Raw genomic sequence first — 15,972 nt, forward strand, 5'->3', positions numbered from 1 at the left:
CTGACGGGCGATCTTCAGGTATCTGAACAAGTACATTCGTGCATGGCTAATTCATCCGGCCTATTGTCCACGAACTGCTTGCGCCGCCCATTCGGAGGCGTTTGCTTCCGCATGATGCTGCTGAGCATCGGCCTGTTCGGAACCATTTTGGGTCGAGGGCAGAGTATTGAGGTAATGGCCGGTTTCGTTCATGGATGGGGAGCTGAGCTGGTGAGCAAGGATAGGGTCAAGCCATCTGCTATCGGGAACGGTTGGCAGCTTTCGGCGGCCTATCATTTCGGAGCGGATACCGTGACCCACATGAGCCTCGGCGTGGGTTGGTCCACGGTGTTCTGGGACCAGAAGTTCCGTTCGGTTGATTGGACCGGTGACTGGATTTATGACAAATCAGGAACGATGGAGACACGGACCGGACAGGTGTTGCTGACACCCCTGCTTTCCGTGCATTTATCGAAGAGAGTCCACATATTGGTCGGTGCCGATCTGGGACTCAATGTTCAAGCAAACCGACATGAAAAGAGCTCGGGTACGATCACTTGGCAAGGATATAGTTCTCATGGTGGCCCTCCGGCCGGTCACATCCATGTGGACAGCGTGTATGCGGACATGGAACAAATGAACCCCTTCGCCTTCGCTCCCTATGTCGGGTTGGAAGGCTCATTTGCCAAGCACTGGACCATCCGAGGGGAAGGAGTGCCTTATTCGTCCAAGTTCGCCACGTTCCGCCAAGTCGGTCCAAGACCAGCGTATGTGCGACTGATGATCGGTTATCGCTTCTTCAGATCGTCGGCCCGCCCGTGAAGCAGTATCCCTAGATCGGATGGTCGCCAAAATGGCGGTTCTGTTGAAAACCCGTCGCCGATCGTTGATAACGCGACCGGCATGGGGGCCGTACCCCTTGCCGGGCAAGGATTAACTTCGTGCCGACGCGCGGGAACCCTTGTCGACATTGAGGTTCCGCACCCATACATGAGCGAGACGAATTACGGCGAAGAGCATATCCGGTCGCTGGACTGGAAAGAACACATCCGGCTGCGGCCGGGCATGTACATCGGTAAGCTGGGCGACGGCAGCAGCTTCGACGACGGCATCTACATCCTGCTGAAGGAGGTGCTGGACAACTGCATCGATGAATTCGTGATGGGCCACGGCAAAAAGGTCGAGGTCACGATCGAAGGCCCGCGCGTGGAAGTGCGCGACTACGGGCGGGGTGTGCCATTGGGCAAGGTGGTCGACGTGGTGAGCAAGATCAACACCGGCGCCAAGTACGACAGCAAGGCCTTCAAGAAGAGCGTGGGCCTGAACGGCGTGGGTACGAAGGCGGTGAACGCGCTGAGCAGCTACTTCAAGATCGAGAGCGTGCGGGAGGGGCAACTGAAGCGCGCCGAGTTCGACCGCGGCGTGTTGCGCAAGGACACCAAGCTGGAGAAGAGCGACGAGCCCAACGGGACCCGCGTGGTCTTCGAGCCGGACGAGCAGATGTTCAAGCAGTACCTGTACCGCGACCAGCACATCGAGCGGCTGCTGTGGAACTACTGCTACCTCAACACCGGCCTTACCATTCATTACAACGGCCGGAAGTTCCAGAGCAAGAACGGCCTGCTGGACCTGCTGGAGACCAAGATGGACGGCGAGCCGCTGTACCCCATCATCCACCTCATCGGCGACGACATCGAGGTGGCGATCACCCATGCCAACCACTACGGCGAAGAGTACTACAGCTTCGTGAACGGCCAGCACACCACGCAGGGCGGTACGCACCAAGGCGCCTTCCGCGAGGCCGTGGCGAAGACCATCAAGGAATTCTACAAGAAGGACTGGGAGGCCGGTGATTGCCGCACGGGCATCGTGGCCGCCGTAAGCGTGAAGGTGGTGGAACCGGTCTTCGAAAGCCAGACGAAGACCAAGCTCGGCAGCCTCGAAGTGGAACCCGGAGGCCAGAGCATGCGCAGCTTCGTGGGCGACTTCCTCGGCCGCGAATTAGACAACTTCCTGCACAAGAACCCTGCTGTGGCCGAGGTGCTGCAGGGGCGCATTTTGCAGAATGAGCGCGAGCGGAAAGAGCTCAGCGGAATCCGCAAGCTGGCCCGTGAACGCGCGAAGAAATCCAGCCTGCACAACAAAAAGCTGCGCGATTGCCGCGTCCACCTCAGCGACCCGAAGAAGGACGACCGCAAGGAGAACAGCACGCTCTTCATCACCGAGGGCGACAGCGCCAGCGGCAGCATCACCAAGAGCCGCGATGTGAACCTGCAAGCGGTCTTCAGCCTGAAGGGGAAGCCGCTGAACTGCTACGGCCTCACCAAAAAGGTGGTGTACGAGAACGAGGAATTCAACCTGATCCAGGCCGCTCTGGACATCGAGGACGGCATGGAGGGCCTGCGGTACAACAAGATCGTGATCGCCACCGATGCGGACGTGGACGGCATGCACATCCGCTTGCTGCTGATGACCTTCTTCCTCCAATTCTTCCCGGACCTGGTGAAGAACGACCACCTCTACATCCTGCAAACGCCGCTCTTCCGTGTGCGGAACAAGAAAGAAACGCATTACTGCTACAGCGACGAGGAGCGCCAACGCGCCATCGCCAAGCTGGGCAAGAGCGCGGAGATCACCCGCTTCAAAGGTCTTGGAGAGATCAGTCCGGACGAGTTCAAGCACTTCATCGGCCCGGACATCCGCTTGGAGCCGGTGATGATCACCAAAGACGCCAAGGTGAACGACCTGCTCGGCTTCTACATGGGCAAGAACACGCCGAACCGGCAGCAGTTCATCATCGGTAATTTGAAGGTGGAAAAGGACTTGGTGGAAGAGACAGCTGCGGAAGCGGCGGCTGCAAGTGTGAGGGCCATCGCGAAGAAGTTGGAGGAGAACGAAGTGGAAGTATGATCATGGTCCTGCGGCGCTTCCTTCTGTTCTTGGCTTGGCTGCCCGCCGTTGCGCTGATCGCGCAGACTTCCGGAGAGCTCCGCCTGGAGATCGATCCCCCGACCTCCTTCTCCTACAGGCTTGATCACCAGTTCACCATGCAGAGGCCCGAGTTGGAACTGCTGGAAGGTGCGCACCACTTCAGCTTTTGGGCACCCCAGCGAAATATGGTGGACACCACCATCACCATCGCCGGTGGGGAGGCTCGATCACTGGCTCTGCGCTTGCCCTTCTCGAAAGAATACCTCGTTTACCAGCGGGACCTGAAAGCCTTCAGGAACGATAGGCAGGTGATGCGGCTCATTCCCGCCGTGGCCACCGGCGCTTCTTTGCTCTACACTTCGATCAGGTACAGCAAAATGAAGAAGGCGCACGACCGGTTGGACGACGATCGCCAGGCTTACAATGAAGCCGCTTCGCCCAATGCCATCACCGTGTTGAAGAGTGAGACCATTCCTTCGCACGAGGACGAATTTGACAAGGCCCGCACCGGCTATTTGGTCGCGGCGGGCGTCACGGTGCTTTTCGCCGCCGCCACGACCTACTTGTACCTGCGTTCCGCGAAAACGAAGAAGCCTGTTTTCATCGACACGGAAAAACTGCGCTTTGACGGATTGAGCTGGACACCCGGAACAGACGGCGGTGAATGGACCGGCGGCTTAACATGGAATTTCTCCCGATGAGGCGCGCGTGGTTGATCTGCATTCCCCTGATTATCGGTCTGGCTGGCTGCCTGAAGGACGACCTTGACCCAGCAGGTCTCACCTCCAATCCCTTGGACCCGGATTACAACGGGCCCGCGTTGATAGAACTGGTCTCCGACACCGCACGGATCGTATACAGCGGTCCGGTCCACGTGGACACGGTAGTGGAACAAACGATCCACGTCCGTGCGGACCTGTTAGCGCCCGGCACGGACTACACGCTCTATGTCACCTTGGTGAACACGGGCGAGGTCTTCGATTACTCAAGCGAGTTCCCGCCCCCGGAAGATCGCGCCTACCACCATGTGGTGCCCGGCGTTTCCTATTGCTACGATTACCAGCTGAAAGTGCAGTTCTCAAAGACCAAGGTCTACCGGTACTGCACCACTGCGAACCCCTGAATACTGGAATTCCGCATAGTGGCGGTGAAAACGATGAGTGACGAATTGGACGACAACCAGAACGCGGAAGAGGGTGAGGAGATCACCCCGAACGGAAGCGAAACGCCTGAAGGCGTACCAGGCGCGGGCCAGGCGGGCACCTTCAGCGTGAGCGGCATGTACCGCGAATGGTTCCTGGATTACGCGAGCTACGTGATCCTGGAACGTGCGGTGCCCGCGCTGTATGACGGCCTGAAGCCTGTGCAACGCCGGATCCTGCACAGCATGAAGGACCTCGACGACGGGCGCTACAACAAGGTGGCGAACATCATCGGGCATACCATGAAGTACCATCCGCACGGTGACGCCAGCATCGGTGATGCGCTGGTGCAGCTCGGCCAGAAGGACCTGCTGATCGACATGCAGGGCAACTGGGGCAACACGCTCACCGGCGACAGCGCCGCAGCCCCGCGTTACATCGAGGCACGCCTCAGCAAATTCGCGAGCGACGTCGTCTTCAATCCGAAGACCACCGAATGGCAGAGCAGCTACGACGGGCGCAACAAGGAGCCGGTCTTTCTGCCGGTGAAATTCCCGCTGCTGCTCGCACAGGGCGGCGAAGGCATCGCGGTTGGCCTCAGCTGCAAGGTGCTGCCGCACAACTTCAACGAATTGATCGACGCCAGTATCGCCGTGCTGCGCGGGAAGAACCCGAAGCTCGTGCCGGACTTCCCCACGGGCGGCCTCGCCGACGCGGACAACTACGATGAAGGCCGTCGCGGAGGGCGTGTCCGTTGCCGGGCACGGATCCGCAAGGAGGATGCGAAGACGCTGATCATCTCCGAGATCCCCTTCGGCACCACCACGGCCAGCCTGATCGAGAGCATCATCAAGGCCAACGAGAAAGGCAAGATCAAGATCCGGCACATTGAGGACAACACCGCCGCCGAGGCGGAGATCCAGATCCACCTCGCCACCGGTGTCTCGCCGGACAACACCATCGACGCGCTCTTCGCCTTCACCGACTGCGAACTCAGCATCGCACCGAACGCCTGTGTGATCGAGAGCGACAAACCGCGCTTCCTTGGGGTGAACGAACTGTTGAGGACCAGCACCGAAAACACGCTGCGGCTGTTGGAACTGGAGTTGCAGATCAAGAAGGCCGAGCTGCAGGAGCAATGGCACTTCGCATCGTTGGAACGCATCTTCATCGAGAAGAAAGTGTACCGCAAGATCGAGGAGGCCGAGACGTGGGAGGAAGTGATCAGCTTCATCGACAAGGGCTTGAAGCCTTATGTGAAGGAGCTGCGCCGGGCCGTCACTGAAGAGGACATCGTGCGCCTCACCGAGATCCGCATCAAGCGCATCAGCAAGTTCGACAGCTTCAAGGCCGACGAGCACATCAAGGGATTGGAGGAGCAGCTTGCCAGTACGCAGGGCAAATTGGATGCACTGGTGGAATACGCCATCGACTACTTCAAAGAGCTGAAGCGCAAGTACGGCACGGGCCGCGAGCGCAAAACGGAACTGCGCGCATTCGACACCATCGTGGCCACCAAGGTCGCCGTGGCCAACCGCAAGCTATACGTGGACCGCGCGGAGGGTTTCATGGGCTGGGGCCTGCGAGGTTTCGAGCAAGTGGACGAATGCTCGGAGATTGACGACATCATCGTCTTCCGCGACAACGGCACCATGCAGGTCACCAAGGTGGCGGACAAGAAATTCATCGGCAAGGGCGTGCTGCACGTCGCCGTGTGGAAGAAGAACGACGAGCGCACCATCTACCACCTGATCTACCAGGACGGTGCGCAGGGGCCGAGCTACATGAAGCGCTTTTCCGTCACGTCCATCACGCGGGACAAGGATTACGACCTTACCAACGGCAGTAAGGGGAGCAAGGTGCTCTACTTCACCGCCAACCCGGACGGCGCGTCGGAGACCATACGCATCAACTTGCGTCCTCGCCCCAACCTGCGGAAGACCCAGTTCGACGTGGACTTCGGCGATCTCATGGTGAAAGGGCGCGGCAGCAAGGGCAACCTGCTCACGCGCTACATGGTGCATAAGCTGACGCAGAAGGAGCGTGGCGGAAGCACGCTCGGCGCGATCCCGATCTGGTTCGACGAGACCGTGCGCCGCCTGAACGAGGCCGGGCACGGGCGCTATCTGGGGCGCTTCAGTGGGGACGACAAGATCCTCGTGATCCTCAACACCGGCCACTACCAGCTCTTCCCGTTCGCCTTGGGTACGCACTTCCCTGATGAGGCCGTCACCATTCTGAAGTGGGATCCGGAAGTGGCGATCACTGCCGTGTACTGGGAAGGGGAGAAGCAGCAGTACAACGTGAAGCGTTTCCTCGCCGAGGCCGCGCGCGATCCCGTGCAGTTCATCACCGACCATCAGGACAGCAAGCTCGTCCTGCACACCCTCGTTCCAGAGACGGGCCTGCACGTCGTCTTTGACAAGCGAAGCAATGACCGGCCCGATGAGGAGGTGGCGCTTTCAGAGTTCATCGCCGTGAAAGGCGTGAAGGCTTTGGGCAACCGCTTAACCCCGTACAAGGTGAAGGATCTTAAGCTCACCGGTGAGGTCTTCACCGTGATGACCCCGGAACTGGAGGAAAAGCAGCGGATGTTGATCTCCGACGACGAGATCGGCCATTTGGACCCGCCCGAGGAGGAAGGCTTGGAGCGCTCGCCGATGGAGGAGTTCCGCAAGAGCCAAAAGGCGCCCAAGGAGGACGATCCCGATCAACCGATCATCGGTTACAAGCCCGGAAAGCAAATGGACCTGGGATTGGATTAGTCCCCCTAAGTGATCTTCCGAAGGGGTTCCTGAGGCACGACTTCTTTCGATCGAAATGGGCTCACACCGCGCAAAGGATCGGGATCCCCTTTTCGTTCACCAATAGGTCCTGCTTCTCCTTGTCCGCGATCTTCTTGTGGTCGCCGCTGGCGTTGGCCATGATGGCGATGCAGCTGGCGCCCACCTTGTTCGCATAGCGGATGGTGCGGACGGCGAAACCCTCGTAGAATTTCTCCACGGGCTCATGCACCTCTTCGTGTTTGATGCCTTCCTTGGCAAGGCGCTCCATCATCTTCACCTTGTTCGCCAAGAGCGTATTGCTGGTGGTGCTGCCTTCCTGCAGCTGCTGGTACACGTCAACTTCGGCCCCGGAGATCTTGGCCAGCAGGCATACGGCGTCCAATAGCGGAGTGATATCGGCATGGCCGGCCACCGGCATCAGTATGTGGCCTATGTTCTCCGTGCGCGGGGAATACATCTGCACCACCAACGTGGGGATGGGCACTTCGCGCACGAGCTTCAGCATGTCGGACCCCAGCCACTCCTGACGCAGACCTTGCACACCGTGTGTGCCGGCGACCATCAGGGCATGGCCGTTCTTGGCCTCGGCGACGATCTCCTTCAAGGGTGATCCCTCGCGGTCCACACGGTTCACTTTCACGCCTTGCTTTGACAACAGGTCCAAGGTCTTCACGTGCGGGCCGGGGTTTCCAATGTCGTTGTTCTTAACCTCCTCCTTGGTGAGCACATGGAAAAGTGTGACCTCCCCATTGCCCCGTTGGGCGATGTTCCCGGCATGGGAAAGAGCGATATCGGTGGCCAAGGTGAGGTCGGTGGGGCAGAGGATCTTCATCATGGATGTTAGTGGTAGGCGGGCACCAAACTACGTTTTTCTGCCGTTTGGATCACCATCGAAGGGCAATAGCGGGCGTATCCGCCCGGACGATCCGGCGTATGCTTGCAGGATGAAGACCGCGTTCACCCTGGTGTTCCTATCAGCTATTACGCTGGGTTCCAATGCCCAGACCAACATTGTTGAACTGGGCCATCTGGACTACGACAGCCTGCGCAGCAGCGATCTTTCCAATCTGTGGGGCTATGCGGATGAGGAGGGGAATGAGTATGCCTTGGTCGGGGTCAATGGCTCGGGGGCACCGAACAGCGGGGGACTTTCCGTGGTGAACGTTACCGACCCGGCCCATCCGGTGGAGGTCTTTTTCGCGCCGGGGCCGCCCAGCATCTGGCGGGAGGTGAAGGTGTGGGGAGATCATGCCTATGTGACCACCGAGGCGAATTTCGGCCTGCTGATCGTGGACCTGTCGCCGTTGCCGCAGAGCACGGACCTGCCGGTGACCATCTTCCATGGCCAGGGTTGGAACACGGCACACTCGCTCTTTATCGATGAAAATGGAAGGCTCTATGTGCAAGGCACTAACCGGGGAAACGGCGGGGTGATCATGTACGACCTTACTCAGGACCCCGAGGCACCGGTGGAGGTGGGGAGCTATGACCCGCTCTATTGCCACGACAGCTTTGCCCGGGGGGATACGCTCTATGCTGCGCATGTCTATCAGGGGATCTTCACCATCGTGGATGTCAGCGACCCGGCTTCTCCGGTCATGCTGGGATCGCATGCGTCCGCCTCGAATTTCACGCACAACCTGTGGCTTGACGATTCGGGACAATACCTTTTCAGCACGGATGAAGTGTCCAATGCGTACGTCGCGGCGTATGACATCGGCGACCCTACGGACATCCGTGAGGTGGACCGGCTCCGGAGCGATCCCGGGAACAATGTCATACCCCACAACACCTATTGGCTGGACCATTTCCTGGTGACCAGCTACTACACCTATGGCGTGGTGATCTACGATGCCACCCATCCGGAGAACCTCGTGGAAGTCGGGCATTTCGACACATCACCTTCTACCGGGTACGGCTTTCATGGTGATTGGGGCGTCTATCCGTTCCTGCCCAGCGGGAACTTGCTCATCAGCGACATTGAAGAAGGCTTGTACATCCTAGGGCCGACGTATGTGCATGCCAGCTGGCTTCAAGGCCTCATCACGGACGCGGGCACCGGGGATCCGGTGAACCAGGCCACGATCACCCTGGAAACCACCACGGCCGCGGACAGTACCGGTTTTGACGGGCTGTACGCATTGGGCACGGATGTTCCGGGAAGCTATACCGTCACGGTGTCAGCGGCAGGTTATCCGACGGCCACCATCTCGGGTGTCGAGCTGGAGAGTGGGCATGTCACCGTGCTGGACGTGCCGTTGGGGGGTGCCGTGAACGCCGGTTTGGCGGAGTTCACCGATCGCCCCTCGTTCTTCATCAGCCCGAATCCCTGTTCCGGAAGCTTTACACTGGAAATGGCAGGCCCAGCTATGTTGATGGTGGATGTGGTCGACACACAGGGCCGTGCGGTCATACCGTCGTTCCATATGGTGGGAACGGCGTACGGGGCAGTTGAGGACCTGATGCCGGGCGTGTATCTTGTGCGTGCCACGGACCTGGATGGTCAGGTACGTGTGCAGCGGTTGTTGGTGGAGCAGTGATCAGCGTTTCTTCGGCATGCCGGAGCAGTGCTGCTTGATCAGGCCGTCCACCTCCGGTGCGCCGCCCATGGCCTTGGACAGGGTGAGGTCATCACAGGCCTTGTCCTGATCGCCCTTTCGCAAATACAAAAGTGCACGGGTCCGGAGGGCATAGGGATTCGCAGCTTCCGCCTTCAAGCTGCGGTTCACGGCGGATAAGGCCTCCGCGTCACGGTCCAATTTCAGCAGCGCGTGGGCCTTATTGCTCAGTACCACCGGTTCGTCCTTGTCGAAGTCCAAGGCCCTGTCCAGCACTTGCACGGCTTCTTCGTACCGTTCAAGTTTGCTGAGTTCGAAGCCCCGGTTGCTCCAATTACCGATATCCCCCGGCTCTGCCGCGCACAGCCTTTCCAGCACGACCAAGCTCTTGGAGGGCTGGCCCGCGGCATCATAGAGCCGTGCCAAGGTCTTCATCGCGGGCAGGTCGTCCAAGCGTTCGTCCAGTCCCTCGGCGAGGTCGGTGATGGCCTGTGCGTTCATGCCCAGTGCGGCCTCGGCCTCACCCCGCAGGACCAAGGCCCGGCCCCAGAGTTCCCGGGTGCCTTTGGGCTGTACGCGTGAAGCGAACCCGATCGTTTCCGAGTTGTTGCCCGACCTGAATGCATAGAGCGCCCGTTGATAGTTGGCGTTGGCGTGCAGGCTGTCCAATTTCAATGCGCTCGCCACGTCCGTGATGAACTTGTCATACTTGCCCAAGTAGTACCAGCCACGTGCCCGGCCCGCATAGGTGTCCGCTGTGGGCGCAAGGGCAATGGCGGCGTCATACACTTCCATGGCCTTGGTGCCACGGTCGGCCTCCAACAGGCTGTCACCTTGGGCGATAAGCGCTGCGGCATCCTGGGCATGGGCGCCGGCCATTGCCGCGAGGAACCATACAATAAACAGGGAAACGGCGCGGTGTTTTGCCATGGCGGGCAAAGGTAGCCTTGTCGGCGTGGCTGTATCAATGTGTGCGTGGCAGGGGCACCATGTCCAATGGGGCAAGGCGTCCAGCTTCGAGCAAATGCAGTCCGGCCATGGCGATCATGGCCGCGTTGTCCGTGCAGTAGGAGAAGGGCGGGATGAACACCTCCACATTCTCCTTCTCGCCGAGCTCTTTCAACCGGGCCCGCAGCCCGCTGTTGGCCGCCACTCCGCCAGCAATGCCTACGCGGTCCACCTCGTGCAGGCGGATGGCGCGGCGTGTCTTGGCCATGAGGTGGTCGATGATGGCGTTCTGCAAAGAGGCACAGAGATCGTCACGTTCGGCCTTCGCGAAGCCGGGTTGTTTTTGCTCCCCGCGCTGCACCATCGCAACAAAGGCGGTCTTGATCCCGCTGAAACTGAGGTCCAGCCCGGTGATCGCCGGCTTGGGCAGGGCAAAGCGGTGCGGATCACCGGTGCGGGCATGAAGGTCCACCAAGGGGCCGCCGGGATAGGGGAGGCCCAGCACCTTGGCGCCCTTGTCGAAAGCCTCGCCGGCCGCGTCGTCCAGCGTGGTGCCGATGATCTCCATGTCCAACGGGGAACGGACCAGCACCAATTGCGTGTGACCGCCGCTCACGGTGAGGTTCAGAAAGGGGAAGGCGGGCATGGGCCGGTCCTGGCCGTCCCGGATGAAATGTGCCATCACGTGGGCCTGTACATGGTTTACCGCCAACAAGGGGATGTTCAGCGCCTGCGCCAAGGACCGTGCGAAGCAGGAACCCACGAGCAAGGCGCCGATCAGGCCCGGTCCGTTGGTGAACGCCACGGCGGAAAGATCCTCCTTCGCGATGCCTGCTGTGTCCAAGGCCTCGCGGACCACCGGTACGATGTGCTCCTGATGGGCCCGGCTGGCCAGCTCAGGCACCACGCCGCCCCACTTGGCATGAACCTCCTGGGAGGCCACCACGTTGGAGCGGAGCTCACCGTCCACCAATACGGCGGCCGCGGTCTCATCACACGAACTTTCGATGCCGAGAATGACCTGATGCACGGGCTGGGGCAAGAGCGGGGTTAATTTGGCCGATCGGGCCTGATGCTTGATAGTGTACAGCACACTACGAAGGTCCGAAGCTAAGCAGGGATGGCACAAAGGAAAGTGAAGCGGGTACGGCCGTGGCGCACTGGGCGCAGGGTGTTCCGTGTGCTTGCGGTGCTGTTTATTCTGGTGGTCTCCGTGGTCGGGGCGTTGATGACCCCGGCGGTGCAGACCTACCTGGCCCAGCAGCTCAGTACGACCCTCAGTGCGGAATTGGGTGCCGAGCTGCGCATCGGGCGCGTGGAGTTGCGGCTCTTCGGGGCGAACCGCTTGCACGGGGTCTTTATTGCGGACCTGAACGGCGACACCTTGGTGGCGGCGGATGAGATCTGGGTCCGCGGATTGAGGATCCACCCGGATGCCCATGTGCTGGAGGCCAAGCGTGTGGAGCTGCACCGCTCGCGATTTGCCTTGGCCAGGGCGGCTGACGACCCGCACAGCAACCTGACCAACCTGTTGGAAAAGCTCTCCTCGCCCTCCGGAAGCGACACCACCACCTCTGCACCGTGGTCTGTCCGTGTCGCCCAAGTGGACATCCGAGACCTGCATTTCAGCCACCATGACGGCCATCACGCCCGGCTGCCCTTCGGGGTGGACGTGAGCCACGTGGACATCCCTGACGCCAACATCATCGGCCGGGATTTTCTGCTAGCGGGCGATTCGATCCTTTTCCGGTTCGACCAACTTGCACTGACGGAGCAGAGCGGCTTGGTGATCAAGCAGTTGGCCGGTTCGGCACGGGTGGCCCCGCGGGGGATCAAGGTGGACCGGTTGCACTTGATCACAGGTGGCCAACATCCGGGCAGCACGGGCAGCGACATCCGCGGGGATATCGACCTGCGCTCGAAGAGCCTTGCCGAATTCGAGTACTACAATACCAAAGTGTTCATGTCGGCGCGCTTGGACAGTTCCCGGTTGCAGTTCGCCGATGTGGCACTTTTCGCACCGGACCTTGAGGGCGTGGATTATCTGGTCGCCGTGAGCGGCAAGGTACAAGGGCGGGTGAACGAGCTGAAAGGGCGGGACATGGACCTGTACTTCGGGAAGCGTTCCATATTCCGGGGAGACATCGAAATGACGGGCCTTCCCGATTTCCCGAACACCTTCATCGTGCTCGATGCGAGCAGTATCCGCACGGACCCCGGTGATCTCTCCTTGTTGCCCGTTCCTCCGTTCACGTCGAAGGCCACCTTGGTCCTCCCTCCTGAGGTGGAGCGGCTTGGGCGCTTGTCGTTCAGCGGGAACTTCACGGGCTTCATCAACTCCTTCACCACCTATGGAAGCGCGACCACCGAGGCGGGAACGTTGCGCAGTGACATCTCCTTCGAGCGGGATACGGTGACCAAATATTTCGAGCTGCGCGGAAAGTTGGCCACGGACGGCTTCGATCTCGGGAAGGTATTACAGAGCAAAGCGGTGGGCCGGATCGCCTTGGATACCAAGGTCGCAGCCCGGGGAAGGGACCTCAACACCATGGAGGCGGAGATCGAAGGGACTGTGCCCGAGCTGGGCTTGGCGCACTACACGATCGGCGGGATCACCCTGAACGGAAAGCTCGAAAAGAACCTCTTCAACGGCGAGCTGCACTGTCGCGACCCCAAGCTCAACTTGGATTTCAATGGCCTGGCGGACCTTCGCGGCAGGTGGCCGGACGTGGACTTCACAGCGGATGTTCGCCGGATGGACCTGCGTGCGCTGGGCCTCATCGGTGGGGACGGGTACAGCGACGTGGCCATGCAGATCAATGCCAAAGGCCAGCTCGCTCCGGACAGCCTGCAAGGGAAGATCAGGCTGCGGGAGGTGAGCTACTGTGAGGATTCCATCGATCTGCACCTCGGTGACATCGCACTGGACGCATGGCGCGACAAGGGTGTGCCTATGGTGAAATTGGAAAGCACCGTGGCGGATGCGATGATCAGCGGCCCTTTCTATCCGACATTGCTGCCCGGGGCCTTCCAAAGCGTGATCTTCAGCATCTTCCCTTCGATGCAGGAGCAGGTGAAATACGACCAAGAGGACCAGAACTTCACCTTCGACGCCACCTTGAAGGAGGCGCGATCCCTGCTGGAGCTGGTAGTGCCGGGCCTGGACCTTGCGGCGGGCACCCACGCCACCGGCAGGTTCAACAGCCGGACCTTCGACCTGGGCCTGGACGCGCACCTGCCGACCATCGGCTACATGGGCTACTCGGGTGATTCACTGGACATCACCTTGGGCAAGACCATGGACCTGGTCGCCTTCAGTATCAAGGGCAATGGCAAGATACGGAAGGACAGCAGTGTCACCCTCAGTGACCTGTACATCACCGGGACGGCTTACCAGGATGAAATACGCTTACGCGCGGATTGGGCCGGCGAGGACAGCGTGGCGAGCGGCACGGTGAACCTGAACGCATTGGTCAAGGGACCCGCGTCCGTATTGATCGACATTGAACCGAGCAGCGTGGACCTGGGCCAGGGTATTTGGCACAATGAACGCACGGCGCACATCCAAGTGGACAGCAGCACGATCACGATCGACACCCTGCTGATGTTGAACCAAGTTCAGGCCGTTCGGCTCGGTGGCACCATTGGGCGCGATCCCGGCCAAGCGCTCTCGTTTGAACTTCAGGACGTGCGTTCCGAGAACCTGAAGCCCCTTTACGATGGCCCGGTGGTGCATGGGGCCATCAGCGGCGACGGGCGGATCTTCGACCTGTACGGGAAACCTTACCTGCTGAGCTACCTGTGCGTGGACAGTTTGGCCATAGCGGACAAGCCCGTGGGCGATCTGCGTCTGGCCGCCACCTACAACGAGGGCGGGGATGCCATTGACGTAAATGGGTCATTGCAACGGGACACCTTGCGGGCCTTTGATTTTTCGGGGAAGGTCAATCCCGGCAAGGACCAGGAACTCGACCTGAAATTGCGCATGGACCGGTTCGACCTGCGCTTCATCGATCCCTATCTGCCGGAGGCGATCAGTGAGATACAAGGAAAGGTCACCGGTGTGGTCGATATCACCGGAAAGCTCAATGACCCGCAGATCAATGGCTCGGCCACGCTGGAGAATGCCGGCCTCCGCGTCAACTACCTGAACACCTTCTACAGCTTCTCGCACAAGGTTGACATCAAGCCGGACATGTTCGCATTGGACCAAGTGCTGTTGCATGACGATGAAGGCCACACGGCGACCGCCAACGGAACCATCATCCACCACGGGCTGAAGGACTGGAACTTCGACGTGAGCATGGACGTGGACAATATGAAAGTGCTGGACACCGATGCGCGCCGGAACGAGCTGTACTATGGGAAGGCCTATGCGATGGGGATCCTGGGCATCAGCGGTTATGCGGACAACCTGGAGATCAACGTGGACGCAGCCACAGGGCCGGGCACGGACATCCATTTCCCGTTGGGGGCCAGCCAGGAAGTGGGCGGCATCTCCTTCGTCCGCTTCACCGGCAATGGCATCTCAGCGGAACAGAGCGACCAGGCGGTGGACCTCAGCGGGATCCGGCTGGACATGAAAGTGGCGGTGACCCCGGATGCACGCTTCGAGCTGATCTTCGATCCCACGGTGGGGGATATCATGCGCGGGCGGGGCAACGGCAACATCGCCATGGCGGTGACCCCCTCGGGCGATTTCAGCATGAAGGGCGACGTGGAACTGGTGGACGGGGATTACCTCTTCACGTTGCGCAATCTGGTGAACAAGCGCTTCGGCGTGGAGCCCGGGGGGCACATCACTTGGTACGGCGACCCCTTCAACGCCATTATCGATGTGGATGCGGTGTACCGGCTCCGTGCCAGCCTCTATGACGTGATCCCGCCGGCCCTTCGCACCGAGGCCTACAAGAAGCGCTTCCCCGTGGAAGTGCTCATGCACTTGTCACAGAACCTGATGAACCCGGAGATCGGATTCGATGTGAGGCTGCCTTCGGTGGACGAGGGCGTGCGCACCCAGGTGAACAGCGCCTTGGCCACACCGGACGACATGAACAAGCAGGTTTTCTCCTTGATCGTCCTGAACCGCTTCCTGCCCAGCGATGCCACGGGAGGGCCTTCGGACAACAGCGGACTGGGCGGTGCGACCGCGGCCACGGGCACCGAGCTCCTCAGCAACCAGTTGAGCAACTGGCTCAGCTCCTTCAGCAGCAACTTCGATCTGGGCGTGAACTGGCGTACGGGCGATGTGATCTCACAGGATGAGGTTGAACTGGCGGTCAGCACGGCCATCTTCAACGACCGGCTACAACTGAACACGAACGTGGGCGTGGCCTACGGTGCAGGAGGAACGCAACAGGGTTCCAACACCGTCATTGGCGATTTTTCCGCCGAGTACAGCCTTACCCAGGACGGTAAGTTGCGCTTCAAGGCGTTCAGCCAGAGCAACGACCGCAATTTGAACCAAGTGGACCAGGCGCAGACCACCCAGGGCGCGGGCCTGGCCTATCGCGAGGAGTTCGACACGTTGGGTGAATTCTTCCGCAAGGTGACGACGGTGTTCCGGAAGAAGGACAAGAAGTAGTTCCTCACAAAGGTTTATCCGCAGATGTCGCAGATGCCACGGAT

Annotated in this window: 10 protein-coding genes; 7 read left to right on the forward strand and 3 right to left on the reverse strand. The window is 60.2% G+C overall.

What is annotated here, in order from left to right; all coding sequences use genetic code 11:
- Positions 1 to 111 precede the first annotated feature (111 nt).
- The 5 genes from IPP95_00925 (at position 112) to IPP95_00945 (ending at position 6,817) form a co-directional block, all read left to right on the forward strand.
- Positions 112 to 801 (forward strand): hypothetical protein, encoded by a 690-nt coding sequence (locus IPP95_00925; protein QQS72831.1) that lies wholly within the window; start codon positions 112 to 114, stop codon positions 799 to 801.
- Between the two features lie 168 nt (positions 802 to 969).
- The gene (locus IPP95_00930; GenBank protein ID QQS72832.1) at positions 970 to 2,889 is read left to right on the forward strand and encodes a type IIA DNA topoisomerase subunit B; all 1,920 of its coding nucleotides are present in this window, start codon (positions 970 to 972) and stop codon (positions 2,887 to 2,889) included.
- Entirely contained in the window at positions 2,886 to 3,611 is a 726-nt protein-coding gene (locus tag IPP95_00935) for a hypothetical protein (protein QQS72833.1), read from the forward strand. The genes IPP95_00930 and IPP95_00935 overlap by 4 nt, the downstream gene beginning before the upstream one ends.
- A complete protein-coding gene (locus IPP95_00940; protein ID QQS72834.1) occupies positions 3,608 to 4,033 on the forward strand; it encodes a hypothetical protein in 426 nt (141 codons plus the stop codon). Before IPP95_00935 ends, IPP95_00940 begins: the two co-directional genes overlap by 4 nt.
- Before the next feature lie 33 nt (positions 4,034 to 4,066).
- Positions 4,067 to 6,817 (forward strand): DNA gyrase/topoisomerase IV subunit A, encoded by a 2,751-nt coding sequence (locus IPP95_00945; protein QQS74159.1) that lies wholly within the window; start codon positions 4,067 to 4,069, stop codon positions 6,815 to 6,817.
- A gap of 61 nt (positions 6,818 to 6,878) precedes the next feature.
- Here IPP95_00945 and IPP95_00950 read toward each other — a convergent pair whose 3' ends face one another.
- Complete coding sequence (locus tag IPP95_00950) at positions 6,879 to 7,673, reverse strand: universal stress protein (protein ID QQS72835.1); 795 nt, start codon at positions 7,671 to 7,673, stop codon at positions 6,879 to 6,881.
- A gap of 109 nt (positions 7,674 to 7,782) precedes the next feature.
- On the opposite strand from IPP95_00950, the gene IPP95_00955 reads away from it, so the two are divergent.
- The gene (locus IPP95_00955) at positions 7,783 to 9,378 is read left to right on the forward strand and encodes a choice-of-anchor B family protein (protein QQS72836.1); all 1,596 of its coding nucleotides are present in this window, start codon (positions 7,783 to 7,785) and stop codon (positions 9,376 to 9,378) included.
- Here the strand turns inward: IPP95_00955 and IPP95_00960 are convergent, their stop codons facing one another.
- Together IPP95_00960 and tsaD are read right to left on the reverse strand one after the other, a co-directional pair.
- On the reverse strand, positions 9,379 to 10,326 hold the full coding sequence (locus IPP95_00960; protein ID QQS72837.1) for a hypothetical protein: 948 nt from the start codon (positions 10,324 to 10,326) through the stop codon (positions 9,379 to 9,381). It lies immediately after the preceding gene.
- Positions 10,327 to 10,360: 34 nt separating this feature from the next.
- Positions 10,361 to 11,785 carry a tRNA (adenosine(37)-N6)-threonylcarbamoyltransferase complex transferase subunit TsaD gene (tsaD, locus tag IPP95_00965; GenBank protein QQS72838.1) on the reverse strand — a complete coding sequence of 475 codons (1,425 nt, stop codon included), beginning with the start codon at positions 11,783 to 11,785 and terminating at the stop codon, positions 10,361 to 10,363.
- On the opposite strand from tsaD, the gene IPP95_00970 reads away from it, so the two are divergent.
- Positions 11,762 to 15,928, forward strand: coding sequence for a translocation/assembly module TamB domain-containing protein (locus IPP95_00970; protein ID QQS72839.1), 4,167 nt, complete (start codon positions 11,762 to 11,764; stop codon positions 15,926 to 15,928). The genes tsaD and IPP95_00970 overlap by 24 nt on opposite strands.
- Positions 15,929 to 15,972: the final 44 nt, after the last annotated feature.

It is taken from the genome of Flavobacteriales bacterium, from assembly GCA_016700415.1.
Classification (GTDB): domain Bacteria; phylum Bacteroidota; class Bacteroidia; order Flavobacteriales_F; family PHOS-HE28; genus PHOS-HE28.